At 64.2% G+C, this 23,952-nt stretch carries 23 protein-coding genes; 9 read left to right on the plus strand and 14 right to left on the minus strand.

Going from position 1 to position 23,952, the window contains the following annotated elements:
- Nucleotides 1-626: 626 nt before the first annotated feature.
- Complete coding sequence (locus PNI01S_RS25325; protein ID WP_037012213.1) at nucleotides 627-1,376, minus strand: AraC family transcriptional regulator; 750 nt, start codon at nucleotides 1,374-1,376, stop codon at nucleotides 627-629.
- A 249-nt stretch (nucleotides 1,377-1,625) separates the two neighbouring features.
- Between PNI01S_RS25325 and PNI01S_RS25330 the strand changes: the two genes are divergently transcribed.
- Nucleotides 1,626-3,674 carry a TonB-dependent receptor gene (locus PNI01S_RS25330; protein WP_084359649.1) on the plus strand — a complete coding sequence of 683 codons (2,049 nt, stop codon included), beginning with the start codon at nucleotides 1,626-1,628 and terminating at the stop codon, nucleotides 3,672-3,674.
- A 3-nt stretch (nucleotides 3,675-3,677) separates the two neighbouring features.
- Here PNI01S_RS25330 and PNI01S_RS25335 read toward each other — a convergent pair whose 3' ends face one another.
- Nucleotides 3,678-4,541: an ATP-binding protein gene (locus PNI01S_RS25335; RefSeq protein WP_084359650.1), complete on the minus strand. Its 864-nt coding sequence runs from the start codon at nucleotides 4,539-4,541 to the stop codon at nucleotides 3,678-3,680.
- 84 nt (nucleotides 4,542-4,625) lie between these two features.
- Here PNI01S_RS25335 and PNI01S_RS25340 point away from each other — a divergent pair, with 84 nt between their 5' ends.
- From PNI01S_RS25340 to cmoB, 8 genes are all read left to right on the plus strand, one after another.
- Complete coding sequence (locus PNI01S_RS25340) at nucleotides 4,626-5,420, plus strand: AraC family transcriptional regulator (protein ID WP_024765552.1); 795 nt, start codon at nucleotides 4,626-4,628, stop codon at nucleotides 5,418-5,420.
- A 129-nt stretch (nucleotides 5,421-5,549) separates the two neighbouring features.
- Nucleotides 5,550-7,949 carry an endopeptidase La gene (gene lon / locus PNI01S_RS25345; RefSeq protein WP_084359651.1) on the plus strand — a complete coding sequence of 800 codons (2,400 nt, stop codon included), beginning with the start codon at nucleotides 5,550-5,552 and terminating at the stop codon, nucleotides 7,947-7,949.
- A 547-nt stretch (nucleotides 7,950-8,496) separates the two neighbouring features.
- A complete protein-coding gene (locus PNI01S_RS25350; RefSeq protein WP_024765550.1) occupies nucleotides 8,497-8,892 on the plus strand; it encodes a protease inhibitor I42 family protein in 396 nt (131 codons plus the stop codon).
- A gap of 108 nt (nucleotides 8,893-9,000) precedes the next feature.
- Nucleotides 9,001-9,675, plus strand: a complete 675-nt coding sequence (locus PNI01S_RS25355) for a lysoplasmalogenase (RefSeq protein WP_084359652.1) — start codon at nucleotides 9,001-9,003, stop codon at nucleotides 9,673-9,675.
- A 1-nt stretch (nucleotide 9,676) separates the two neighbouring features.
- Nucleotides 9,677-10,423: a substrate-binding periplasmic protein gene (locus PNI01S_RS25360; RefSeq protein WP_084359653.1), complete on the plus strand. Its 747-nt coding sequence runs from the start codon at nucleotides 9,677-9,679 to the stop codon at nucleotides 10,421-10,423.
- Nucleotides 10,424-10,510: 87 nt separating this feature from the next.
- Entirely contained in the window at nucleotides 10,511-11,083 is a 573-nt protein-coding gene (locus PNI01S_RS25365; RefSeq protein WP_026078837.1) for a hypothetical protein, read from the plus strand.
- 112 nt (nucleotides 11,084-11,195) lie between these two features.
- The gene (cmoA, locus tag PNI01S_RS25370; RefSeq protein ID WP_024765547.1) at nucleotides 11,196-11,936 is read left to right on the plus strand and encodes a carboxy-S-adenosyl-L-methionine synthase CmoA; all 741 of its coding nucleotides are present in this window, start codon (nucleotides 11,196-11,198) and stop codon (nucleotides 11,934-11,936) included.
- Complete coding sequence (gene cmoB / locus PNI01S_RS25375) at nucleotides 11,933-12,901, plus strand: tRNA 5-methoxyuridine(34)/uridine 5-oxyacetic acid(34) synthase CmoB (RefSeq protein ID WP_024765546.1); 969 nt, start codon at nucleotides 11,933-11,935, stop codon at nucleotides 12,899-12,901. Before cmoA ends, cmoB begins: the two co-directional genes overlap by 4 nt.
- Before the next feature lie 97 nt (nucleotides 12,902-12,998).
- On the opposite strand, the gene pdxJ is transcribed toward cmoB, so the two are convergent.
- The 12 genes from pdxJ to rpoE all read right to left on the minus strand — a co-directional run bounded on the left by pdxJ (nucleotide 12,999) and on the right by rpoE (nucleotide 23,563).
- Nucleotides 12,999-13,742, minus strand: a complete 744-nt coding sequence (pdxJ, locus tag PNI01S_RS25380) for a pyridoxine 5'-phosphate synthase (protein ID WP_024765545.1) — start codon at nucleotides 13,740-13,742, stop codon at nucleotides 12,999-13,001.
- Entirely contained in the window at nucleotides 13,735-14,439 is a 705-nt protein-coding gene (gene recO / locus PNI01S_RS25385; protein ID WP_084359654.1) for a DNA repair protein RecO, read from the minus strand. The genes pdxJ and recO overlap by 8 nt, the downstream gene beginning before the upstream one ends.
- An 88-nt stretch (nucleotides 14,440-14,527) precedes the next feature.
- Nucleotides 14,528-15,469: a GTPase Era gene (gene era, locus PNI01S_RS25390; RefSeq protein ID WP_024765543.1), complete on the minus strand. Its 942-nt coding sequence runs from the start codon at nucleotides 15,467-15,469 to the stop codon at nucleotides 14,528-14,530.
- Nucleotides 15,462-16,154 (minus strand): ribonuclease III, encoded by a 693-nt coding sequence (gene rnc / locus PNI01S_RS25395; RefSeq protein WP_024765542.1) that lies wholly within the window; start codon nucleotides 16,152-16,154, stop codon nucleotides 15,462-15,464. The genes era and rnc overlap by 8 nt, the downstream gene beginning before the upstream one ends.
- Nucleotides 16,151-16,528 carry a DUF4845 domain-containing protein gene (locus tag PNI01S_RS25400; RefSeq protein ID WP_024765541.1) on the minus strand — a complete coding sequence of 126 codons (378 nt, stop codon included), beginning with the start codon at nucleotides 16,526-16,528 and terminating at the stop codon, nucleotides 16,151-16,153. The genes rnc and PNI01S_RS25400 overlap by 4 nt, the downstream gene beginning before the upstream one ends.
- A gap of 141 nt (nucleotides 16,529-16,669) precedes the next feature.
- Complete coding sequence (gene lepB / locus PNI01S_RS25405) at nucleotides 16,670-17,524, minus strand: signal peptidase I (RefSeq protein ID WP_024765540.1); 855 nt, start codon at nucleotides 17,522-17,524, stop codon at nucleotides 16,670-16,672.
- Nucleotides 17,525-17,529: 5 nt separating this feature from the next.
- Nucleotides 17,530-19,329, minus strand: coding sequence for a translation elongation factor 4 (gene lepA, locus PNI01S_RS25410; protein ID WP_084359655.1), 1,800 nt, complete (start codon nucleotides 19,327-19,329; stop codon nucleotides 17,530-17,532).
- Nucleotides 19,330-19,477: 148 nt separating this feature from the next.
- Entirely contained in the window at nucleotides 19,478-20,908 is a 1,431-nt protein-coding gene (locus tag PNI01S_RS25415) for a DegQ family serine endoprotease (protein WP_038803782.1), read from the minus strand.
- Nucleotides 20,909-20,944: 36 nt separating this feature from the next.
- Entirely contained in the window at nucleotides 20,945-21,400 is a 456-nt protein-coding gene (locus tag PNI01S_RS25420; protein WP_084359656.1) for a SoxR reducing system RseC family protein, read from the minus strand.
- Nucleotides 21,397-22,341 (minus strand): MucB/RseB C-terminal domain-containing protein, encoded by a 945-nt coding sequence (locus PNI01S_RS25425; RefSeq protein WP_084359657.1) that lies wholly within the window; start codon nucleotides 22,339-22,341, stop codon nucleotides 21,397-21,399. The genes PNI01S_RS25420 and PNI01S_RS25425 overlap by 4 nt, the downstream gene beginning before the upstream one ends.
- Before the next feature lie 21 nt (nucleotides 22,342-22,362).
- Nucleotides 22,363-22,947 (minus strand): sigma-E factor negative regulatory protein, encoded by a 585-nt coding sequence (locus PNI01S_RS25430; RefSeq protein ID WP_024765536.1) that lies wholly within the window; start codon nucleotides 22,945-22,947, stop codon nucleotides 22,363-22,365.
- Between the two features lie 31 nt (nucleotides 22,948-22,978).
- Nucleotides 22,979-23,563 carry an RNA polymerase sigma factor RpoE/AlgU gene (gene rpoE, locus PNI01S_RS25435; protein WP_024765535.1) on the minus strand — a complete coding sequence of 195 codons (585 nt, stop codon included), beginning with the start codon at nucleotides 23,561-23,563 and terminating at the stop codon, nucleotides 22,979-22,981.
- Nucleotides 23,564-23,952 lie beyond the last annotated feature (389 nt).

Consider the following 23,952-nt stretch of genomic DNA (forward strand, 5'->3'; position numbering starts at 1 on the left):
CAGGCACGCCCTCATCCTTGCTGGCGTCATCCTGCAGCCGCCGTCTCACCACGGCGACTTCCGCCCCGCTTTCGCCGGTAGGCGAGGTGCGGGGCGTTTTCCGGGCGTTGCCCGGTCATCCCTCAGGCGCCGGAGTCGGCGTCCTGCTCCCGTCGAGTTATCTCCAGCCGCACAATACGGGGCTGGCGACGAAGCTCATCGGCAGTGACTGAAATTGAGCACACGCACGCATGAAAAAGCGGCAGGGAGTGGCCGGCGCGCGAGGGCGCGGATTGTACAGAAAGCAGGCGATGCGGTTGCACCGGTCCGACCGGTGACGGCGCGAGGCCACGGGCAGGCGCTGCAGGCCGGGCCGTGAAGGAAGTGGCGCGGCCAGGTGCAGGCGCGCGACAGGCAAAGACAGAACCGGTGATGGGCATGGCGCCCCTCCCGCGTATCGAGCTGGCTGTTGTTCTTGGTCTGACCGGGTTGCACCTTGGAACACCAGCAACGCGGTGGGCGGACTCTATGGGTTGCACCCAAAGGAATTCTTGCTGAAAGCTCTGGAGTTCTTGCAAAAGACTCCGGCGCCCGAAGGGCAATACCTGTCCATTCGATCAGCAATTCACGGTGCGCAGGCCCGCAATTCAGCAGCGGCGCAGGTTGCCGGGGGTCAAACCCAGGTAACGACGCATCGCGGTGGTCAATGCGCTCTGGCTGGAGAACCCACATTCCCCGGCTACGCCGACCAATGGCAGCTCGGTTTCCCGCAGCAGGCGCGCGGCGCGGTCGAGGCGCTGGCGCAGCAGGTACTGGTGCGGCGTGAGGCCGACACGGTCCTTGAACTGCGCATGGAAATGGCTCGGACTCAGGCAGGCGACCTGCGCCAGCTCCGCCACGGTAATGCGCCGGGAAAGGTGCTCGGCGATATAGCCGTCCAGCCGCTCCAGGTCCAGCGGCCCGTTGCGCGGCGCACGGTCTTCGCCGAACAGCCGCAGGTGCAATGCTCGCAGCAACACGCCGCCCAGGGCACGGGCGAGCAGCGGGTCATCGCCGTAGCGGGCGATTTCCGCCCCGGCGTAGCTGAGCAGGTTCTGGAAGTCCGCATCCAGCGTCGGGTAGCGCGGCATTTCGAACAGCCTCGCCAGCAATTCGCGGTCCTGCTCGCCGGTACCTGCCTCGGTCAGATCGACGATCAGCATCCGGTTGTCGCCCAGCCCGGCGAACTGGTGCCCGACATCTCCTGGCACCAGGCATGCGCGCATACGGCAGACCTCGCCGGCGGTACCGCCTATCTCGAACTCCGCACGGCCGCTCAGGGACATCACCAACTGGTGATGGTCATGGGCGTGCTGGTCAGCCTGGTCGGGCAACGTGGCGAGACGGGTATCGAACATGGCGCGATCTGATCAAATTTTGAGCATGGTACGAAAATTCCATCGACCTGCCCAGCCAGCAGGTGCAACCCGGCGCAACTCGGCACCGGACTCCGCACGAAATCATCTAAACAGGAAAGTCTTGCTAACCGATGAATATGTTATGTTATAACAAATAACACTTCCCCATTTTCCTCTTCCCGCCGCCTGGCACATCCCTGACCACGAGGGAGGGGTTCGCTTTGCCAGAAGAAAAACCAGGAGTTCGTCATGTCCCCATCCCTTCCCCGTCCACGCTGGCGTTTCGCACCGCTGGGCATCGCCCTCTGCGCCGGTGCGCCTTCGCTGGCCGATGCCGCCCCCACCGAACTGGAGCCGCAGGTGATTACCGCCAACCCGCTGGGCGATTCCTCCCCCGCGGCGCCCAGCAGCGTGCTGCAGGGCGACGAACTGACCCTGCGCCAGAAAGGCAGCCTGGGCGAAACGCTCAATGGCACGCCGGGCATGTCCTCCACCTGGTTCGGCCCCGGCGCCAGCCGCCCGGTGATCCGCGGCATGGACGGCGACCGCATCCGCATCCTGCGCAATGGCGTCGGCGCGCTGGACGCCTCGTCGCTGTCCTACGACCACGCCGTGCCGGAAGACCCCAACGTGGTCGAGCGCATCGAGGTCGTGCGCGGCCCGGCCGCCCTGCTCTACGGCGGCAACGCCATCGGCGGCGTGGTCAACAGTTTCGACAACCGCATTCCCAGCGAAGCGGTGGACGGCATCCACGGCCAGGGCGAGCTGCGCTACGGCGGCTCGGACACCACCCGCAGCGCTGCCGGCGCGCTCGAAGCCGGCGACGGCAACTTCGCCCTGCACCTCGACGCCGGCTCCCGCGAGTTCAACGACTTGCGTATCCCCGGCTACGCCCACTCGGCGCGCCAACGCCAAGTGGACGGCGACGACTCGAAGCACCGCGTCAACAATAGCGACGGCCGCCAGGACAGCGGCGCCATCGGTGGCAGCTACCACTGGGATCACGGCTATGCGGGCCTGTCCTACAGCGGCTACGACAGCAACTACGGCTCGCCCGCCGAGGACGACGTACGCCTGAAGATGCAACAGGATCGTTACGCCTTCGCCTCGGAAATCCGCGACCTCGACGGCCCCTTCAGCTCGGTGAAGCTGGACGCGGCCTACACCGAGTACCAGCACAAGGAAATCGAAGACGGCGAGACTGGCACCACCTTCAAGAACGACGGCTACGAGGCGCGTATCGAAGCCCGGCATAAACCGATCGGACCAGTGGAAGGCATCGTCGGCGCGCAGGTCGCCAACAGCCGCTTCTCCGCGCTGGGCGAAGAGGCCTTCGTGCCGCATACCGAGACCGACAGTGCAGCGCTGTTCTTCCTGGAGAACTGGCAGGCCACCGAGCGCCTGGCGCTGAACCTGGGCGGTCGCGCCGAGCACACGCGCATCGACCCCAATGCCAAGGACAACGAGCGTTTCGCCGAAAACGACGGTTCACGCAGCTTCACTGCCGGCAGCCTGTCAAGCGGCGCGGTGTACAAGCTGACGCCGATCTGGTCGCTGGCCGCCACCCTCGCCTACACCGAACGCGCACCGACCTTCTACGAGCTCTACGCCAACGGCGCTCACGCGGCGACCGGCACCTATGAAGTGGGCGACGCGGACGCGAGCAAGGAAAAAGCCGTTTCCACCGACCTCGCCCTGCGCTTCGACAGCGGCGGGCACAAGGGCAGCGTCGGCGTGTTCTACAGCCGCTTCTCCAACTACATCGGCCTGCTGGCCAGCGGTCGCTACCGCGACGAGGAAGGTGCGGTGGTGGATGCCGGTGACGACGAAGCGCTGCCCGAATATCTCTACAGCGGCGTGAAGGCCGACTTCTACGGCGTCGAGGCGCAGGACCGCATCCACCTGCTGGACAGCCCCTACGGCCGCTTCGATCTGGAACTGTCCGGCGACTACACCCGCGCCAAGAACAAGGACACCGGCGAAGCGCTGCCGCGCATCGCCCCGCTGCGCCTGAACAGCGCACTGCTGTGGGAATTGCAGCAGTGGCAGGCGCGGGTCGACGTGGAATACGCCGCCGACCAGAACCGCGTGCCGGAGAACGAGCTGCGCACCGACGGCTATACCACCCTCGGCGCCAGCCTCGGCTACCGCTTCGACCTGGGCGACAGCCGCTGGCTGGCCTTCGTCAAGGGCGAGAACCTGACCAACCAGACCGTGCGCTACGCCAGCTCCATCCTGCGCGACAGCGTGCCGGCTGGCGGGCGTGGCATCCAGGCGGGGGTAAAAGTGGCGTTCTAAAGGCTAAGGCCGACGCCCGGCGAAATCCCGGGCGAACTGCGCGGCGATCCGCCCGGACCGCGACCCGCGATGGGTCGCCCAGCGGATCGCCGCCTGTTCCCACTCCTCCTGCGCAACGCCGCCCAGGCCGTGGTATTCCAGCCAGCGCGCGACCGCCTCCAGGTACTGCTCCTGGCTGAAGGCATAGAAAGATATCCACAGGCCGAATCGCTCGGAGAGCGAGATTTTCTCCTCCACCGCCTCGCCCGGGTGCAACTCGCCGCTCTCGCTGCGCTGGAAGGCCAGGTTGTCCTCGGCACGCTCGGCGAGCAGATGGCGGCGGTTGGAGGTCGCGTAGATCAGCACGTTGCCGGACTGCCCGGACACCGAGCCGTCGAGCACGGTCTTCAGGCCCTTGTAGCCGGTCTCGCCATCCTCGAAGGAGAGGTCATCGCAGAACAGGATGAAGCGCTCCTGGCGATGGCGCAGCAGGTCGATGATCTGCGGCAGGTCGGCCAGGTGTTCCTTGTCCACCTCGATCAGGCGCAGGCCTTCGGCATGAAAGGCGTGCAGGCAGGCCTTCACCAGCGAACTCTTGCCGGTGCCGCGCGCGCCGGTCAGCAGCACATTGTTGGCCGGGCGACCGGAGACGAACTGGCGGGTGTTCTGCTCGATCAGCGCCTTCTGCCGGTCGACATTGCGCAAGTCGTCAAAGGCGATCAGCGCCGGCTCGATCACCGGCGTCAGGCGCGGCCGGCCCTGGCGGTATTCCCAGAGATGGGCGATAGCGCCCTCTTCCAGCGCCAGCTCGGCGCGCGCCGGCAGGGATTGTTCGAGCAGACTGGCGATACGAGCCAGTTGCTCGGCGATTACGGACAGGTCGGTCATGGCGGGATCATCGAAGCAGATGGGGACTGTTCATCAGCCTAACGATGGAGGAAAGTGGTCGTCTAACGACAAACAGGCATCCAGATGCTTAAAAAGGACATTCCACCTCAAGCCGTGGAAAACCACGGCGACGAACGGGCCGCCAGTCCGGTGGCCGCTGTCGCCCTGGATTTCCCCGACGGCCATCAGGTGCCCGCGCACAGCCATCACCGCGCGCAGCTGCTCTACGCCGTGCGCGGCGTGCTGGTAGTGGGTAGCGCCAGCGGTCAGTGGGTAGTGCCGGATAACCGTGGCCTGTGGATACCCGCCGGCGTGGAGCACTGGACGCGCATGGTCGGCGACGTGCGGGTACGCACGCTCTACGTGGAGCCGGGCAGCGCCCCGCACCTGCCGCCGGATTGCTGCGTGCTGGCGGTCTCGCCGTTGCTGCGCGAACTGATCCTGGCGGCGCTGTCGATCAGTGGCGAGGTGCTCCCCGACTCCCGTGACGGTCGCATCCTCGGCCTGATGCTGGACGAGCTGCGTGAAGACCCCATGCTGCCCTTGCACCTGCCACTGCCCGCGCATCCGCGGCTGCGCGCGCTCTGCCAGGCCATCCAGGCGCAGCCCGGCGACAACGCCAGCCTTGCCGACTGGGCGGCCCGGATGAGCGTCGACAGCAAGACGGTACAACGCTGGTTCTTCGCCGAAACCGGGCTGACCTTCGGCCAATGGCGGCAGCAGGCACGCCTGCTGACTGCGCTGGAGCGGCTGGCGCAGGGCGAGAGCGTGCTCAGGGTGGCACTGGAAGTGGGCTACAGCACACCCAGCGCTTTCAGCGCGATGTTCAGCCGCCAGTTCGGCCGCCCGCCCAGCGACTTCCTGCGGTCGCGCCGCTAATCCGCTCCTAAGCTCCGCTCTCACACAATGGGTTGTAACACCTTCGGATACATCCATCGAAGCAATGGGATTGAAACCCTGGGTCGGTTTCCCCATCTAGACTGTCATGTTCAATCAGTCAGGTGCCTCATGAGCGACCACGACGAGATTCACGATATTCACAGCGCCGAAGAGGTCAGCAACACCGGGCTGGTGTTGCCGGGGCAGAACCTGCCGACCACGGTGTACGTCATCCCGATCCACAACCGCCCGTTCTTCCCGGCGCAGGTGCTGCCGGTGATCGTCAACGAGGAGCCGTGGGCGGAGACGCTGGAACTGGTCGCCAAGACCGAGCACCACAGCCTGGCGCTGTTCTTCATGGAGAACCCGCCCGACGACCCGCGCCACTTCGATCCGGACAGCCTCCCCGAGCACGGCACGCTGGTGCGCGTGCACCATGCGAGCCGCGAAGGCGGCAAGCTGCAGTTCGTCGCCCAGGGCCTGTCGCGCGTGCGCATCCGCGGCTGGATCAAGCGCCACCGGCCGCCCTTCCTGGTGGAGGTGGAGTATCCGCACACTCCCAGTGACCCCAGCGATGAGGTGAAGGCCTACGGCATGGCCTTGATCAATGCGATCAAGGAACTGCTGCCGCTCAACCCGTTGTACAGCGAAGAGCTGAAGAATTATCTCAACCGCTTCAACCCCAACGACCCGTCGCCGCTGACCGACTTCGCTGCTGCGCTGACCACGGCGCCGGGGTCCGAACTGCAAGGCGTGCTGGACACCGTGCCCATGCTCAAGCGCATGGAGAAGGTCCTGCCGCTGCTGCGCAAGGAAGTGGAAGTCGCGCGCTTGCAGAAGGAGCTGTCCGCCGAGGTCAACCGCAAGATCGGCGAGCGCCAGCGCGAGTTCTTCCTGCAGGAACAGCTGAAGATCATCCAGCAGGAACTGGGCATCACCAAGGACGACAAGAGCGCCGACTCCGACGAATTCCGCGCGCGCCTGGAAGGCAAGACCCTGCCCGAGCAGGCGAAGAAGCGCATCGACGAGGAACTGAACAAGCTGTCGATCCTGGAAACCGGTTCGCCGGAATATGCTGTCACGCGCAATTACCTCGACTGGGCGACCTCGGTGCCATGGGGCCTGATGGGTGTCGACAAGCTCGACCTCAAGCACGCGCGCAAGGTGCTGGACCGGCACCATTCGGGGCTGGAAGACGTGAAGGACCGAATCCTCGAGTTCCTCGCGGTGGGCACCTTCAAGGGCGAGATCGCCGGTTCCATCGTGCTATTGGTGGGCCCGCCCGGCGTGGGCAAGACCAGCATCGGCAAGTCCATCGCCGAGAGCCTGGGGCGGCCGTTCTATCGCTTCAGCGTCGGCGGCATGCGCGACGAGGCCGAGATCAAGGGCCACCGCCGCACCTACATCGGCGCCCTGCCCGGCAAGCTGGTGCAGGCGCTCAAGGACGTCGAGGTGATGAACCCGGTGATCATGCTCGACGAGATCGACAAGCTCGGCAGCAGCTACCAGGGCGACCCCGCCTCGGCGCTGCTGGAGACGCTCGATCCGGAGCAGAACGTGGAGTTCCTCGACCACTACCTGGACCTGCGCCTGGACCTGTCCAAGGTGCTTTTCGTCTGCACCGCCAACACCCTGGACTCCATCCCCGGCCCGCTGCTGGACCGCATGGAAGTCATCCGCCTGTCCGGCTACATCGCCGAGGAGAAGCTGGCCATCGCCAAGCGCCACCTGTGGCCCAAGCAGCTGGAAAAGGCCGGCGTGCCGAAGAATCGCCTGTCGATCAACGACGCTGCCCTGCGTGCCGTGATCGAGGGTTACGCCCGCGAGGCCGGCGTGCGCCAGCTGGAGAAAGTGCTCGGCAAGCTGGTGCGCAAGTCGGTGATGAAGCTGCTGGAAGACCCGGATTCGGTGGTGAAGATCGGCGCCAAGGACCTGGAGGAATACCTCGGCACGCCAGTGTTCCGCACCGAGCAGGTGCTCTCCGGCGTCGGCGTGATCACCGGCCTGGCCTGGACCAGCATGGGCGGCGCGACCCTGCCGATCGAAGCGACGCGTATTCATACGCTGAACCGCGGCTTCAAGCTCACCGGCCAACTGGGTGACGTGATGAAGGAATCGGCGGAAATCGCCTACAGCTACATCAGTTCGAACCTGAAGAAGTACGGCGGCGAGTCGACCTTCTTCGACCAGGCCTTCGTCCACGTGCACGTGCCGGAAGGCGCCACGCCCAAGGACGGGCCCAGCGCCGGCGTCACCATGGCCAGCGCCCTGCTGTCCCTGGCGCGCAACCAGGCGCCGAAGAAAGGCGTAGCGATGACCGGCGAGCTGACCCTCACCGGCCAGGTGCTGCCGATTGGCGGTGTCCGCGAGAAGGTCATCGCGGCACGCCGGCAGAAGATCTTTGAGCTGATCCTGCCCGAACCCAACCGCGGGGATTTCGAGGAACTGCCGGAGTATCTGAAGGAAGGGCTGACGGTGCATTTCGCCAAGCGCTATGGGGACGTGGCGAAGGTGTTGTTCCCGGGCTGAGGTTCTATCGCTGATCGGCATAGTCCGCTCCTGCACGGGCTTCGACCTGTAGGAGCGAGGGGGACGCCCAGTTCTTGCTCGCGAACCCGGCGCCGCTGCGATGCGGTTCGCGAGCAAGCTCGCTCCTACACGAGAGCATGCCCTGCCCGCTGGCTTTGGCTTTGGCTTGAGTGGACTTCCAGAGAAACCACCACACACTCCGAACTGCCCCTTTCAGGAGGCTCGTTGAAGCGCAGTTTCAGGGGTTGAGCGACATGGATGTCGCGAGAGCCACGATGGGCCGGGGATGGCCCGTCGTGGCGGGCCCCTGAAACTTCGGTTCAACGAGGGTATTTTTCGCCCCAAGCGAAAAACCGGATGGAGGGGCAAGACCTTTTGGTTCCTTTTGGGGCGTTTGCCAAAAGGGACTCGCCCGAGGGGGCGAAACAAAATCTTGCAGCGCACACCGAGGCGACGCTGAAACACATCCCCACAAGGCGAACACAGTCCGCTTGAAACACCGATTGCGTTATCCTGCGGCCCAACCTGTCCCCTCCCAGGAGCCGTCATGCCGTCGTACCGCACATTGCTGCCCCTCTCCCTGGTCCTGCTCGCCGGCTGCGCCGGACAGACCAAACCCGTGGTCACCCTGGAAGACGCCAGTGACTGCAAGCCACTGAAACTGCACACCGGCCAGGAACTCGTGCTGATCCTGCCGAGCAACCCCACCACCGGCTTCCGCTGGGAACTGCGCAATGCCGCCAACGGCCTGCTGCGCGCCCTCGGCCCCGAGGTCTACAGCAACCCCGAAGACGCCGGCCTGGTCGGCAGCGCCGGCGAATCCACCTGGCGCTTTCGCGTGACCGCCGCCGGCGAGGACAAGCTGGAACTGGCATACCGCCGCCCGTGGGAAGCCGAAGTCGCCCCCGCACAGACCTTCGTCTGCCCTATCGCGGTAAAGTAATGCTGCCGACACCCGGCGCCAAAAGCCGCTCGCGCTGACGCCTTCGGCCTGTAGGCCAGGCACCGCGCTGCGGCACAGTGGGCGCTCATTTCCTCGGGAGGGAACCCCATGCGCTGGGCACTCTTGGCACTGATCGGCGGTGCCGCCTACCTGTTCGCCGTGACCTTCGACCTGCCCGCCCTGCGCATGCTGTGCAAACCGCTGCCGGTCCTCGCCATGCTCTTCTGGATTCTCGGTACACCTGCAGACGGCTATCGCCGCTGGGTTACCGTCGGCCTGGTGCTGTCGATGCTCGGCGACATCCTGCTGGAATGGCCGATCAACGCCTTCGTGCCTGGCCTGGCCGCCTTCCTGCTTGCGCATCTCGCCTACCTGGCCGCCTACCTGGGCGACACCCGCCGCCTAGCCCCGCTAGGCCTGCTGATCGCAGGTGGCGTGGGCGGCGCCCTGTTCGCCCTGCTCTACAGCCGCGGACTCGGCCCACTGCTGTTGCCGATCGCGCTGTATAGCCTGACCATCAGTGCCATGCTCTGGCGCGCCATCGCTCGTCTCGGCGTGCCGTCGATTGCCGGTGCCAGCCGGGTGTTCGCCGCCCTGGGCGCGCTGCTGTTCGTCAGCTCCGACTCGATGATCGGCATCAACCGCTTCGTCGCTGCCTTCGACGGTTCGTCCTACGCCATCATGCTCACTTACTGGCTCGGCCAACTTGGCATCGCCGCGTCGGTCACATCCCGTCATTTCGCTCTGCCATACTCGGAAGGACAAACCGCTTCCCGGGCCTGACATGCTGCGAATCGCTTCACCGCTGCTACTCCTCTGCTCGGCGCTGGCCAGCGCCGAACCCCTGCGCCTGGCCGGTGACGACTGGTGTCCCTACCTCTGCCCGGACGACCCGGACAAGCCCGGCTACCTGCTCGAAGCCCTCGGCCAGGTCCTGCCGCAGCCGCCGTTGTTCGAACCCCTGCCCTGGCCGCGCGCCCTGCAGATGGCCCGCGAGGGGCTGGTGGATGGCGTGGTCGGCGCCTATAGCGAAGAGTCAGAAGAACTGCTGATCGGCGAGGAGCCCATCGGTTGGGTGACCATGCGCTTCTACGTGCGCAACGACAACCCCTGGACCTGGCAAGGTCCGACCTCGCTGGGCAACCAGTCCATCGGTCTGGCCCAGGGCTACTCCTACGGCCGGGAGCTGGATGCCTGGCGCGACGAACACCTTTCCAACCATGAGCAGGTTCAGGTGCTCAGCGGCGAGAAAGTCCTCGAACGCAATATCCAGAAGCTGCTGCTGGGACGCATCACGGTGCTGCTCGAAGACAGCCAGATCGTCGAGCATTACCTGCATCGCCACGGCCTGTCGCAGAGCATTCAAGCCGCCGGTGAACTCGCCGATAAACGTCCCATGTACGTCGCCTTGAATCCGCGCCTGGATGGCGTGCAGGATCGCCTGGCCGACCTCGACGAAGGCCTGCGTGAACTGCGTCGCACTGACCAGTGGAAACCCCTGATGCAGGGTTATGGCATCGCCGTTGACTAGTCCCACGAAGGCATGAGAAAAGTCCGGCAGAGCCCTCTGTCATCGGCTATAGATCAATTATAAGAGACTGGGAAAAAGGGGAGCTCCATGCGTGCAGTAGTTCGCTCGATGTTGTTGCTGGGAGCCTGCCTGACTCTCTCGGCCTGTGGCAGCCTGCTGCCCAGCGAACGCGCGGAAGTGCAGTCACCATTCCTGGATTATCAGGATGCACAGAGCCGCTACAACCAGGTCGATCCTGGCAAGACCACCAAGTCGCAGCTCTATGCGCTGGGCTTCGATCCGCTGTCCCAGGGCAACGCCAAGATGCTCTCGTTCATCGACGTGCGCCTGCTCTTCGTGCAACCCAACATCCCCATCGACTACCTGCCTGACGGCCTCGTCACCTGCCTGCAGGCCAAGGACCGCTGCATCGGCTACGCCTTCGACTTCAACAAGACCGACAGCCAGCGCGTCGGCAGTTTCTGGGCCGACATCTTCAACTTCCGCAAGCGCCGCCAGGTGCAGGGCTGGTCGTTCCGCCCGGTGTTCGTGCTGATCGACGACGTGGTCGTGCACAAGACCAGCAATGGCGAGCCGAACATCCGCCGCATGGAAGACAAGAAGAACCCGCTCGGCCCGCTGCAGGGTGCCGGCGAATACTTCTCCGACCAGCTCAAGTGACCCTTATCGGCTGACGCTTGGGCGCACTTCGCGCCTCGGCTACAATGCGCGCCCCGGCAAACCGGGCGCGCCGCGCCCCGTCGCCAGTCCAGCGTAACGAGGCCCATCCAGCGTGAGCGAATCCGATCGCATCTTCGCCCAGCCGCAAGCCCAGGTTCCCGACTTCACCTTCAACGAAGACGTGGTGCGCGTCTTCCCGGACATGATCAAACGATCGGTGCCGGGCTACCCCACCATCGTCGAGAACATCGGCGTGCTCGGCGCGCGCTTCGCCACCCCGAACAGCGTGCTCTACGATCTCGGCTGCTCGCTGGGTGCCGTGACCCAGGCGTTGCGCCGCCACGTGAAGACCGACGGCTGCCGCGTCATCGGCGTCGACAATTCCGCGCCGATGATCGAACGCTGCGGCGAATACCTGCGCGCCCAGGACGCCATGCACCAGGAACTGCTGCCGGTCGAACTGATCGAGGCGGACATCCTCAAACTGGACCTCGAGCCCTGCTCGCTGATCGCGCTGAACTTCACCCTGCAGTTCATCGCCCCCGAACAACGCCTGGAGCTGCTCACCCGCCTGCATGGCGCACTGCTGCCCGGCGGCGCGCTGATCCTCTCGGAGAAGCTGCGCTTCGCCGACGAGCAGGAGCACGAGCTGCTCACCGACCTGCACATCGACTTCAAGCGCGCCAATGGCTACAGCGAACTGGAAATCGCCCAGAAGCGCACCGCCATCGAGAACGTCATGCGCCCCGACACCCTGGAAACCCACCGTGAGCGCCTGCTGGCCGCCGGTTTCTCCAAGGTCGTGCCCTGGTTCCAATGCCTCAACTTCGCATCCCTGATTGCCCTGCCATGATCGAACGCTTCGACCTCGACCGCCTCGGCCTTGAACTGGCCGGCACACCGCTGGAATCCTGGGCGGCCACGCTGCCCGCGCAACTGGCCGCCAAGGTCGACGACGGCCATGGCGACCTGGAACGCTGGCTGGCGGCGGTGGATCGTCTGCCCGAGCTGCAGCCCGCCGCCATCGAACTGCGCGAGCGCTTCAATCTGGAAGGCGCCTGCGACGAGGCCACCCGCAACCAGCTCAAGCTCGCCCTGCAAGGGCTGATCCCATGGCGCAAGGGACCGTTCCACCTGTTCGGCGTGCACATCGATACCGAATGGCGCTCGGACTGGAAATGGGAGCGTGTCTCGCCGCACCTCGACCTGACCGGCAAGCGCGTACTGGATGTCGGCTGCGGCAACGGTTACTACCAGTGGCGCATGCTCGGCGCGGGCGCGCGCAGCGTGGTGGGCGTCGATCCGAACTGGCTGTTCTTCTGCCAGTTCCTCGCCATGAAGCGTTACCTGCCAGACCTACCGACGTGGCACCTGCCCTTCGCCCTGGAAGACCTGCCCGAAAAGCTGGAAGGCTTCGATACCGTGTTCTCCATGGGCGTGCTCTACCATCGCCGCTCGCCCATCGACCACCTGCTCGCGCTCAAGGATTGCCTGCGCAAGGGGGGCGAACTGGTGCTGGAGACCCTGGTGGTGGAAGGCGACGTGAACACCGTGCTGGTGCCCGAGGACCGCTACGCGCAGATGCGCAACGTGTGGTTCCTGCCGTCGGTGCCGGCGTTGGAGCTGTGGCTGCGCCGCGCGGGCTTCACTGACGTGCGCAGCGTGGACATCAGCCGCACCTCGGTGGACGAACAGCGGGCGACCGAGTGGATGCGCTACCAGTCGCTACCGGATTTCCTCGATCCGGAAGATCACGGCCGCACCATCGAAGGCCTGCCGGCGCCGCTGCGCGCCACGCTGGTGGCACGCAAGCCCTAAATCTCGACAGGTTCGCGAGCAAGCTCGATCCTACGAAGAGCAGTGCTCCTTGTAGGACCGAAGGAGGCGACTAGCCCTTGCTCGCGAACCACCCCAATCAGCGATTGGCCGCCGCCACGATCAGCGCCTTCATCTCGGCAACTGCCTGCTTGAAGCCCACGAACAGCGCGTGAGCGACGATGGCGTGGCCGATGTTCAGTTCGTTGATCCCGGCAATCGCCGCCACCGGCTCGGCGTTGTGGTAATGCAGGCCGTGGCCGGCGTTGACGATCAGCCCATGGGACAGGCCGAATTCCACGCCATCGCGAATGCGCGCCAGTTCATGGGCCGCTTCGGCCGGGTTGTGCGCGTCGGCGTAACGACCGGTGTGCAGTTCGACGGCCGGCGCACCGATGCGTGCCGAGGCCTCGATCTGAAGCGGGTCCGGGTCGATGAACAGCGACACTTCGCAACCAGCGGCCGCGAGGCGCTGCACCGCTTCGCGGATGCGCGCTTCCTGGCCGGCGACGTCCAGGCCGCCCTCGGTGGTCAGTTCCTGGCGGGTTTCCGGGACCAGGCATACATGGGCCGGACGGATGATCTCGGCGAACTTCATCATCTCCTCGGTGACGCCCATCTCGAAGTTCATGCGCGTCTGCAGCACTTCGGCGAGCACGCGCACATCGCGGTCCTGGATGTGCCGGCGATCTTCGCGCAGGTGCACGGTGATGCCGTCGGCGCCGGCTTCCTCGGCGTCCAGCGCGGCTTTCACCGGGTCGGGATAACGGGTGCCGCGGGCCTGGCGCAGGGTGGCGACGTGGTCGATGTTCACGCCGAGCAGGATACGGTTGGCTTCAGTCACGGGAGTTGTCCTTGCGATTCATGAAGAGCTCGCGGCTGACCAGCGGTCGGCCGCCAAGATGGGGTGCCAGCGCCTGGCGCATCAGGCGCTTGGCCGCCGCCAGGGCGCCCGGCGCGCTCCAGTCGGCTTCGGCCATGGCCAGCAGGTCGGCGCCGTGGAACAGGCCCGGCTGCAGGCTGCCGACCGGCTCGAGGCCCGAGTCGGGCAACAGGCGATAGAGACCGTCCGGCGCAACGCTCTGGCCGACGATATCGGTGTCCAGGGAAAAACCATAGCCCAGGTCGTCCAGCAGCCGCCATTCGAAGGAGCGCAGCAGCGGCTCCAGCGGATTGCCGGCGGCCAGCAGCGGCAGGGTCGCGAGGTAGTGATCGAACAATGCGGGATGCGGATCCTCCGCCGGCAGCAGGCGGATCATCAGCTCGTTCAGGTACAGGCCGCTGAACAGCGCCTCGCCACTGAGCAGGTTGGGGATGCCGTTGGGTTCCAGGCGCACGACGTTCTTCAGCTCACTGCGTCCGCGGAACTCGACCTCCAGCGGCACGAACGGCCGCGCCAGCGCACCGGCCCTGCCCCGCGCGCCGCGCAGCACAGCACGCAGACGCCCCAGCGGGGTGAAGAAATCCACCAGCGCGCTGGTTTCCCTGTAGGGACGGCTGTGCAGGACGAAGGCGGCTTGGGCAGTGGAAGCGAGGCTCATGGCGCTACGCCTGGAGTGGAAGTCGGGAGGTGAACGCCCTCAGGCGCCCGAAGGGTGCGCCCCGCAAAAGGTCGCGGGGCGCCGAGGGTCAGAGGTCGCCGTAGCCCAGCGAACGCAGTGCGCGCTCGTCGTCGGACCAGCCGCCTTTCACCTTCACCCAGAGATTGAGCATGACCTTGGAATCGAACAGCACTTCCATGTCCTTGCGCGCGTTCTGGCCGATGCTTTTGATGCGCTCGCCCTTCTCGCCGATGATGATCTTCTTCTGGCCGTCACGCTCGACCAGGATCAGCGCATGGATGTGCAGGATCGGACCGTCCTGCTTGAATTCCTCGATCTCCACGGTGACCTGGTACGGCAGCTCGGCGCCCAGCTGGCGCATGATCTTCTCGCGCACCAGCTCGGCAGCGAGGAAACGGCTGCTGCGGTCGGTGATCTGGTCTTCCGGGAAGAAGTGCTCGCTCTCCGGCAGGCGCTCGGCCACCAGGGATTCCAGCACATCGAGATTCTGCCCGTGCTGGGCGGAGATCGGCACGACTTCGGCATTGGGCAGCTGTTCGGCCAGCCACTTCAGGTGCGGCAGCAACTCGCCCTTGTCTTCCATGCGGTCGACCTTGTTCACCGCCAGCAGGACCGGGCAACTCACGTATTTGACCTTGTCGTAGACCATCTGGTCTTCGTCGGTCCAGCGATTGCGATCGACGACGAAGATCACCACGTCGACGTCCTTCAGCGCGGCGCTGGCCGAACGGTTCATGTAGCGGTTGAGGGCCTTGTCGTTGTCCTTGTGCAGGCCGGGGGTGTCGACATACACCGCCTGCACGTCACCCTCGGTCTTGATACCCAACAGGGTGTGGCGGGTGGTCTGCGGCTTGCGCGAGGTGATCGCCAGCTTCTGCCCGAGGATATGGTTGAGCAGGGTCGACTTGCCGACGTTGGGGCGGCCGACGATGGCCACATAGCCGCAACGAACGACTCCTGCTTCATCGTGCTCGGATGGGTCGTGCTGGTCTTGCTCGTGCTCACTCATGGCCATTCTCCACGCCCAGGGCTGCCAGCGCGGCGGCGGCGGCCACCTGCTCGGCGATACGGCGGCTGCCGCCGTGCCCGTGGGTCTTGTCATTCAGCAGGGCCACCTCGCACTCGACGAAGAAGGTGCGGCAGTGCGGCTCGCCCTGGATATCCACCACGTCGTAGCGCGGCAGTTCGCACCCGCGGGACTGCAGGAACTCCTGCAGGCGGGTCTTGGGGTCCTTGTTGGTATCCACCGGGGTCAGCTCACGCAACTGCGGGCCGAGCCAGGCCATGATCCGCTCACGGGCAGAATCCATGCCGGTGTCCAGATAGATGGCGCCGATCAGCGCCTCCATGGCGTCAGCCAGAATCGACTCACGGCGATACCCGCCGCTCTTCAGCTCGCCCGAGCCCAGTCGCAGGTAATCCCCGATTTCGAAACCGCGGGCCAGCAGGGCCAGGGTCTCGCCTTTCACCAGGCGCGCACGCAAGCGCGACAGCTGGCCTTCACGGGCCTGGGGGAAATGGGTGAACAGGGCTTCGCCAATGACGAAGTTGAGGATGGCGTCACCGAGGAACTCCAGGCGCTCGTTATTGCGCCCGGCGAAACTGCGATGGGTCAGCGCCAGGACCATCAGGTCCTGGTCGCGGAAGGTGTAGCCAAGCTTGCGCTCAAGTCGATCCAGGCTGTTGTTGCTCACGGCACTCGTACACGGAATTCTTTGTCAAATTTGACCACCAGGTCAATGTTCTGCACCAGTGGCTCGCGTTTTTCATACTTCAGGTGGGCAAGGAACTCATTGTTCTCTTGCTTGATATCCAGCGCTTCATCCAGCTTTAGGTCGCGGATGCCGTTAAGCATCAGCGCCCTTTCCATATAAGCGTAGAAGGAATGCACATCACTGACTTCAGCGCTCTTGTCGGTCTCAACGGCTTTGATCGCTTTTTCTACGGCGTAGTAGTCCAGGTAATGCGGAATGACCTTGAACGCGGCGCTGGCAATGAATGCCACGAAGGCAAGCACTACCAGCCAACTCAGCAACGACATCCCCTTCTGCGAACGTGCGTACGTCATATCGACCTCATGTCGGTATCTTTCTTATTTGCCCGCCAACCGCAGCGGGTCCAAGTGAAGCGGGGCTGCCTCGCTCCCCGCGTGCAGCCCCGCCTTTTTTAGCATCGCTCCAACCTTGCCGGCCCGAAGCGTCTCACAAGTTTAGTGAATCACGCCGACTCGCGAGAAATTCGGCAGATTGCGCATCTTCGGATCCGGCCAGCTCATCCAGACTGCGAACGCCTTGCCGACGATATTGCGATCCGGAACCATGCCCAACAGGTCCTTCGGAATCTTCGGATCGTTCCAGTAGCGGCTGTCGTTGGAGTTGTCGCGGTTGTCGCCCATCATGAAGTAGTGCTCGGCCGGCACCTTCCACTGCTTGCCGGGCTCGATGCGGAAGCGGGTCATTTCCTTGCGGATCATGTGCTCCACGGCGCCCAGCTTCTCTCGGTACAGGGTCACACTGCCCAGCGTGCCCGGCTCCTCGCCCACCAGGGACTCGGCCACCAGTTGGTCGTTGATGTACAGGCGCTTGTCGCTGGTGTAGCGAATGGTGTCGCCCGGCACGCCAATGACACGCTTGATGTAGTTGATGTTCGGATCGCTGGGGTAGCGGAAGACCATGACATCGCCGCGCTGCGGGTCACCCACCGGGATCACCTTGGTATCCAGTACCGGAAGGCGGATGCCATAGGCGAACTTGTTCACCAGGATGAAATCGCCCACTTCCAGGGTCGGCTTCATCGAACCCGACGGAATCTGGAACGGTTCCACCAGGAACGAACGCAGCACCAGCACGATGAACAGCACCGGGAAGAACGACTTGCCGTATTCGACCAGCACCGGTTCCTTGTTCAGCTTCTCCAGCACCGCCGGATCGGCTTCGCTGACGGAGCCTTCATAGGCGGAAATGGCCGCCCGGCGACGCGGTGCGAACAGCACCAGGTCCACCAGGGCAAGAACGCCGCACACTGCGACGGCAATCACCAGCAACAGCGGGAAATTCAGGGTCATAGGGTTCAACTGTCCACTTTGAGCACAGCGAGGAAGGCTTCCTGCGGAATCTCCACGCTACCGACCTGCTTCATCCTTTTCTTACCGGCCTTCTGCTTTTCCAGCAGCTTGCGCTTACGACTCACGTCACCACCGTAGCATTTGGCCAGCACGTTCTTCCTGAGCGCCTTGACCGTCGAGCGGGCGATGATCTGCCCGCCGATGGCCGCCTGGATCGCGACGTCGAACATCTGCCGCGGAATCAATTCCTTCATCTTCTCCACCAGCTGACGGCCCTTGTACGGGGCATTGTCGCGGTGGACGATCAGGGCAAGGGCGTCGACCTTCTCGCCGTTGATCAGTACATCGAGACGAACCAGGTTGGCCGGCTCGAAGCGATCGAAGCTGTAGTCCAGCGAAGCATAGCCACGGCTGGTGGACTTCAGGCGGTCGAAGAAGTCCAGCACCACTTCGTTCATCGGCAGGTCATAGATCACCTGGACCTGGCCGCTGAGGAAGTGCATGTCACGCTGGACACCGCGCTTCTCGATGCACAGGGTAATGACGTTGCCCAGGTGCTCCTGAGGCACAAGAATCGTCGCGCGGCAAATCGGCTCACGCATCTCGTCGATGGAGGAAAGATCGGGCAGCTTGGATGGGTTGTCGACATAGAGGATGTCGCCATTCTTCTGCACGATCTCGAAGATCACGGTCGGCGCGGTGGTGATCAGGTCCAGGTCGTATTCGCGCTCCAGGCGCTCCTGGATGATCTCCATGTGCAGCATGCCGAGGAAGCCGATGCGGAAGCCGAAGCCCAGGGCCTCGGAGCTTTCCGGCTCGTACTGCAGGGCGGCATCGTTCAGGGTCAGCTTCTGCAACGCTTCGCGGAAGTCCTCGAAGTCATCGGAGCTGACCGGGAACAGGCCGGCGTAGACCTGCGGCTTGATGCGCTTGAAGCCTGGCAGCACGTCCACATCGGGTGTGTTGTTCAGAGTCAGGGTGTCGCCCACCGGGGCACCGAGGATGTCCTTGATGCCGGCGATGATGAAGCCTACTTCACCAGCCTTGAGGTCCGGGGTCTCGGTGTGCTTGGGGGTGAACACGCCGACGCTGTCCACCTGGTGGACCTTGCCGGTGGACTTCACCAGGATCTTGTCGCCCTTCTTGACGCAGCCGTGCTTCACGCGCACCAGCGAGACCACGCCCAGGTAATTGTCGAACCAGGAGTCGATGATCAGTGCCTGTAGCGGCGCATCAATCTCGCCTTCGGGCGCAGGAATGGCAGTGACCAGGCGCTCCAGCACATCTTCCACGCCCATGCCGCTCTTGGCCGAACAGGCCACGGCGTCGGTGGCGTCGATGCCGATGATGCTTTCGATCTCGTCCTTCACGCGGTCCGGGTCAGCCTGCGGCAGGTCCATCTTGTTCAGCACGGGCATGACTTCCAGCCCCTGCTCGATGGCGGTGTAGCAGTTGGCGACCGACTGCGCTTCCACGCCCTGGCCTGCGTCCACCACCAGCAGCGCGCCTTCGCAGGCGGCCAGCGAGCGGCTGACTTCGTAAGTGAAGTCGACGTGGCCGGGGGTATCGATGAAGTTCAGCTGGTAGGTCTTGCCATCCTTCGCCTTGTAGTGAAGGGTGACGCTGTGCGCTTTGATGGTGATGCCGCGCTCACGCTCCAGGTCCATGGAGTCCAGCACCTGGGCCTCCATCTCGCGGTCGGACAGGCCGCCGCACATCTGTATGAAGCGGTCTGCCAGCGTCGACTTGCCATGGTCGATGTGGGCGATGATGGAGAAATTGCGGATATGACTAAGGTCACTCACGGCTGAACACACTCGGAAGGCTGAAGGCGGCGGTCCGCCGAAAAATAGCCGGGAAGTTTACCTGAATACAGCCAGGGGCGTCACGCCGAGCCGGACGGTCAGGCATGAAAAAGGGCGGTCGAAACCGCCCTTTTCTGGTGCGCCGGCCTTACTCGGTCAGCTTGAACGTGATGAAGCTCGCACGCCCCTGGCGCAGCACGCGCATGGAAATCGAACGATCCTTCGGCAACGCCTTGGCGATTTCGCTGAAGGTTTTCGAGGAATCCACTGCGCGGTTGTTCAGGTGTGTGATGACATCTCCCGGACGCAGGCCGATCATGGCCGCCGGACCGCCCTGCACTTCCTTGATGACCACGCCGCCCTTGATATCCAGGGACTTGCGCTGCTCAGAGGTCAGTTCCGCCACGGTCACGCCCATGCGGTTGCTGCTGCGCTCGGCACCTTTGCCTTCGACGGCGGCGATTGCGTCGTCATCCTCGGGCAAGCTGCCAATGGTCAGACTCAGGGTCTGGCGCTTGTTGTCACGAATGACCTCCAGGGACGCCTTGTCGCCCGGCTTCATGTTGCCCACCAGGTGCGGCAGGTCGGCGGACTCATTGATGGTCTGGCCATTCAGGCTCAGGATCACGTCACCCACCTGCAGGCCGCCCTTGGCTGCCGGACCATCTTCCACCAGCTGCGCGACCAGCGCGCCGGCCGGCTTGTCGAGGCCGAAGGACTCGGCCAGATCCTTGTTCACTTCCTGGATCACCACACCCAGCCAGCCGCGATTGACCTTGCCGCCAGCCTTGAGCTGATCGGCGACGTTCAGCGCCACATCGATAGGGATCGCGAACGAAAGCCCCATGAAGCCACCGGAGCGAGTGAAAATCTGCGAGTTGATGCCTACCACTTCACCCTGCAGGTTCAGCAGCGGGCCACCGGAGTTACCCGGGTTGATCGCCACGTCGGTCTGGATGAACGGCACATAGTTCTCGTTCGGCAGGCTGCGGCCCTTGGCACTGACGATGCCGGCCGTCACCGAGTGATCGAAGCCGAACGGCGAGCCGATGGCCAGCACCCACTCGCCGACCTTCAGCTTGTCGGAATCGCCCAGCTTGAGCGTCGGCAGGCCCTTGGCGTCGATCTTCAGCACGGCCACGTCGCTGCGCGGATCGGCACCGACCAGCTTGGCCTTGTGCTCGCTGCGATCGGACAGGCGCACGAGAATCTCGTCGGCGTCGGCGACCACATGGTTGTTGGTCAGGATGTAGCCATCATCGGAAATGATGAAGCCCGAACCCAGGGACTGAGCCTCGCGCTGCTGGCCACGGGGAGCCTGCCCCTGACCGCCCTGGCCACGAGGAATGCTGCGCTCGAAGAATTCGCGCAGGCCCGGCGGCAGGCCGTCGAGGTCCGGAATGCCCATCTGTGCGCTGGAGCGATCAGGAAGCTTCTGGGTGGTACTGATGTTGACCACCGCCGGCGAGGCTTTCTCGACCAGCGGCGTAAAATCCGGTAGTTCAGCTCGCGCGGTAACCGACAGGCTAAGGGCCAGCAAGGCGACCAGCGCAGCCATGCTGCGTTTCAGGGTTTGCATTGACTACAGCTCCCGTGATGTTGATTGGGAAGATCACTAAATTGGGCCGGGCGGCCCACCGACCAGCGCACGCAGCACAACCGGTTGCATCGCCGGATCATCCGTATGGCGTCGCGTGTAGTGACGCACCAGCAGCCAGGCCAGCAGGAAACCCGCCAGCCCGGCGACGATGATGAGAGGCTCCCCCAGATCGAGGCCCGCCGCCAGGAGCGCCAGCGTGAACAGCCCGATCAGAGGAGACAGATAGAAAAGCAGGGCACTCTTGAGCAGCAGGCCTTCATCCATACCCAGCACGACTTCGTCGCCGGGCGCCAGCGCCAATGAAGACATGACCCGCATTGCGCCGCGCCGACGCACAACACCCAACTGACGCAAGAAGCCCTGGCCGCAACCGGCACTGACCGAGCACCCCGAGCAGGTGGAGTGGCGCAGCGTTTCGACCTGGACGGACCTAGAATCGACCGCAATCACCCTCCCCCGCTCTTGGATCACTGTGGCTGGGCTCCAGTTGGCCGCATGGACAACGCCACGCGCTCGGCCGTGCCACTGGGGATTTCACCGACCACGGTCACCATGGTGCCGCCATCGTCACCGGCGTACCGCCTCGACACCACCGTGGTCGGACCCAGCTGGGTGCGGGCATCGTCGACCTTGGCGCCGTGCAGCGGTTCAAGAAACACCGAGAAGCGCGCCAGCCCATCGCCATAGGCGAGACACAGGACCTGGTCATTGGAGACCGGGCTGCGCTCCTGCAGCGTACTATTCAGGGTAAAGCCCGGCGGCACCCATTCCGAATGCCAGGTGGTCTTCACTTCAGCGACCTTGGTTTCCTTCACCGGCTTGCAGGCCGCGCTCGGCTGGAGCGCTCCGTCGTCCGGCGCCTCCATGTCGATACGGGTGAACTGCAGGCGCTCGATGATCTGGCCCTTGTCGTTGAGCAGCAGGGACTTGAGCGGCAGCCCTGTTTCCTTGTCCAGGTGCAACTCGAACCCGTAGCGATGCTGATCTCGCGGGATGACCGCCAGCACCACCGCCGGGCGGTCGGCGATACGCGACTCGCCGGCGACGCGAACATCATAGTAAGCGGACAGATCCGTCGGATTGAGCTTGCGGGCCGGCCACAGCTCGCCGGTCGACACCTGTCCGGACATGCCGCCACCTACACACCGGGTGGCACCATCGACACGCACCACTTCCTGGCGCGGCCCATCGACCTGGACAAGATGCTCGCGAACCGAGCCATCACTCTCCACCCGATGCCAGACATCGTGGGTGGTGAAGGCTCCACTGCGTTCGTAGATGAATGTACCCTGGAAGTTCTGTTGCTGATCAGCCTCGGAAAGGCGCTTGATCCAGTCCAACGCATCAGCGGCCTGGACTGGCAATGCCAGCAGACCGCCGAGGAAGAACAACAGTGCTGTCGTAGCGCGCATGTCGCTCCTTAAGGTCGCAAATCAGCGGCTTTCCAGGCTCGCGGCGCGTGCGTAGGGCAGGGCGCTGTCGGTGCCGCTGACGGCGGACTGCTGCGCATGCTGACGCAGGTAACCCGGAAGACGCTGCTCGTGCCAGGTGGTCTGCCCGCCCTGGGCATTGGTGATCACCTGCGGCGCCTCGTCCTGAGTGTAGCCTGCCAGTACCGCCGGGCCTTGCACTTGCGGCAGGGCAATCTGCGGAGTGGCGCCTTGCTGGGCAAGGCCGTTGGCAACACTGTCATCCTGGTGGTACATGCGCACACCGGCCAGCACAGCCAGGGTCACCGAGGCGGCGACTGCCAGGCGGCCGACATTGCGCCAGGGATTACGACTGCGCGGGGCCGGCACGGCCTCGTCGGCCAATGCGGCGGATACGGCAGCCGCAATATCCAGCTTGGGCATGGCCGGCTCGCGGTGCATCACCGCACGGGCCAGTTGGTAACGGGACCAGGTGGCCCGCAATTCGGCGTCCTCGCCGCAGGCTGCAAGCACACGCCGCAGCTCCAGCTCATCCGCTTCGTTATCCATAACAGCGGACAGCGATTCCTGCAGGGCTTCACGACTCATAGCGGTACCTCTCTTGGCTTCTGCCGCTGTATCAGACTTCATCATGCAACAAAGGCTGCAAAGCTTTGTCGATCGCTTCCCGCGCACGGAAGATCCGTGAGCGGACGGTTCCCACCGGACACTGCATCACGGTGGCGATATCTTCGTAACTCAGGCCTTCGAACTCGCGCAGGGTCAACGCCGTGCGCAGATCATCGGGCAACTGCTGGATGGTGCGATGGACCGTTTCCTCGATCTCATCCCGCAGCATGGCTCTTTCCGGCGACTCGATGTCCTTCAGGGCATGATCGCCATCGAAGAACTCCGCGTCCTCTGCCGTGACATCGCTGTCCGGCGGCCGCCGACCGCGCGCAACCAGATGGTTCTTCGCGGTGTTGATGGCGATACGGTACAGCCAGGTATAAAAGGCACTGTCACCGCGGAAGTTACCCAAGGCGCGATACGCCTTGATGAATGCTTCCTGCGCGACGTCCTGGGCTTCCTGGGCGTCGTGCACGAATCGCACGATCAGCCCCAGAATCTTGTGCTGGTACTTCAGCACCAGCAGGTCGAATGCCCGTTTATCTCCGCGCTGTACCCGTTCAACCAGTTGCTGATCCGTTTCCTGGGTTAGCATGAATGCTCCTCTGAAAACCTGGAGGAGCTTCGAGCACCCTGGTGAATCGTCCTGCCAAGATAGACTCGGGTCTTTTGCAAAAGTTCTCCCCTCCAAGCATACGCCGCACAGTTTTTTCACATTGGCGGCAACCGGACCCCGACATGCGTCCGGAGCCCGTCAAATTCAACTGTACCGGGCGGAACACCCGCTCCCCTTCCGCGCAATGTCAATCTGCGCGCAAAGCTGATTGGGTATTCCGCGTTCGAACCGGAACGCCTGAAAAAGTTCCGGTGAATTGCTGTGATCCTGCAATGACCTAGACGCCGCCTCTGACGTCCGCCAGGCTGGCTTCAGCGGTGAGGAATGCCTCCGGCCCTGCGACTGCCGCCCACCGCACGCGCATTCGG

Origin of the sequence: Pseudomonas nitroreducens NBRC 12694 (assembly GCF_002091755.1) — a bacterium.
In the GTDB taxonomy this organism is placed as follows: Bacteria; Pseudomonadota; Gammaproteobacteria; order Pseudomonadales; family Pseudomonadaceae; genus Pseudomonas; species Pseudomonas nitroreducens.

Bases quoted from the DNA above. Each gene is read 5' to 3' on its own strand.
- cmoB (WP_024765546.1), top strand. From the start codon at position 11,933: ATGATCGAACGCTTCGACCTCGACCGCCTCGGCCTTGAACTGGCCGGC.
- rpoE (WP_024765535.1), bottom strand. From the start codon at position 23,563: ATGCTAACCCAGGAAACGGATCAGCAACTGGTTGAACGGGTACAGCGC.
- PNI01S_RS25365 (WP_026078837.1), top strand. From the start codon at position 10,511: ATGCGTGCAGTAGTTCGCTCGATGTTGTTGCTGGGAGCCTGCCTGACT.
- PNI01S_RS25330 (WP_084359649.1), top strand. From the start codon at position 1,626: ATGTCCCCATCCCTTCCCCGTCCACGCTGGCGTTTCGCACCGCTGGGC.
- recO (WP_084359654.1), bottom strand. From the start codon at position 14,439: ATGAGCCTCGCTTCCACTGCCCAAGCCGCCTTCGTCCTGCACAGCCGT.
- lepB (WP_024765540.1), bottom strand. From the start codon at position 17,524: ATGACCCTGAATTTCCCGCTGTTGCTGGTGATTGCCGTCGCAGTGTGC.
- PNI01S_RS25350 (WP_024765550.1), top strand. From the start codon at position 8,497: ATGCCGTCGTACCGCACATTGCTGCCCCTCTCCCTGGTCCTGCTCGCC.
- PNI01S_RS25425 (WP_084359657.1), bottom strand. From the start codon at position 22,341: ATGCGCGCTACGACAGCACTGTTGTTCTTCCTCGGCGGTCTGCTGGCA.
- PNI01S_RS25360 (WP_084359653.1), top strand. From the start codon at position 9,677: ATGCTGCGAATCGCTTCACCGCTGCTACTCCTCTGCTCGGCGCTGGCC.
- PNI01S_RS25400 (WP_024765541.1), bottom strand. From the start codon at position 16,528: ATGACGTACGCACGTTCGCAGAAGGGGATGTCGTTGCTGAGTTGGCTG.
- lon (WP_084359651.1), top strand. From the start codon at position 5,550: ATGAGCGACCACGACGAGATTCACGATATTCACAGCGCCGAAGAGGTC.
- PNI01S_RS25430 (WP_024765536.1), bottom strand. From the start codon at position 22,947: ATGAGTCGTGAAGCCCTGCAGGAATCGCTGTCCGCTGTTATGGATAAC.
- PNI01S_RS25340 (WP_024765552.1), top strand. From the start codon at position 4,626: ATGCTTAAAAAGGACATTCCACCTCAAGCCGTGGAAAACCACGGCGAC.
- era (WP_024765543.1), bottom strand. From the start codon at position 15,469: ATGAGTGAGCACGAGCAAGACCAGCACGACCCATCCGAGCACGATGAA.
- PNI01S_RS25355 (WP_084359652.1), top strand. From the start codon at position 9,001: ATGCGCTGGGCACTCTTGGCACTGATCGGCGGTGCCGCCTACCTGTTC.
- PNI01S_RS25415 (WP_038803782.1), bottom strand. From the start codon at position 20,908: ATGCAAACCCTGAAACGCAGCATGGCTGCGCTGGTCGCCTTGCTGGCC.
- PNI01S_RS25335 (WP_084359650.1), bottom strand. From the start codon at position 4,541: ATGACCGACCTGTCCGTAATCGCCGAGCAACTGGCTCGTATCGCCAGT.
- PNI01S_RS25325 (WP_037012213.1), bottom strand. From the start codon at position 1,376: ATGTTCGATACCCGTCTCGCCACGTTGCCCGACCAGGCTGACCAGCAC.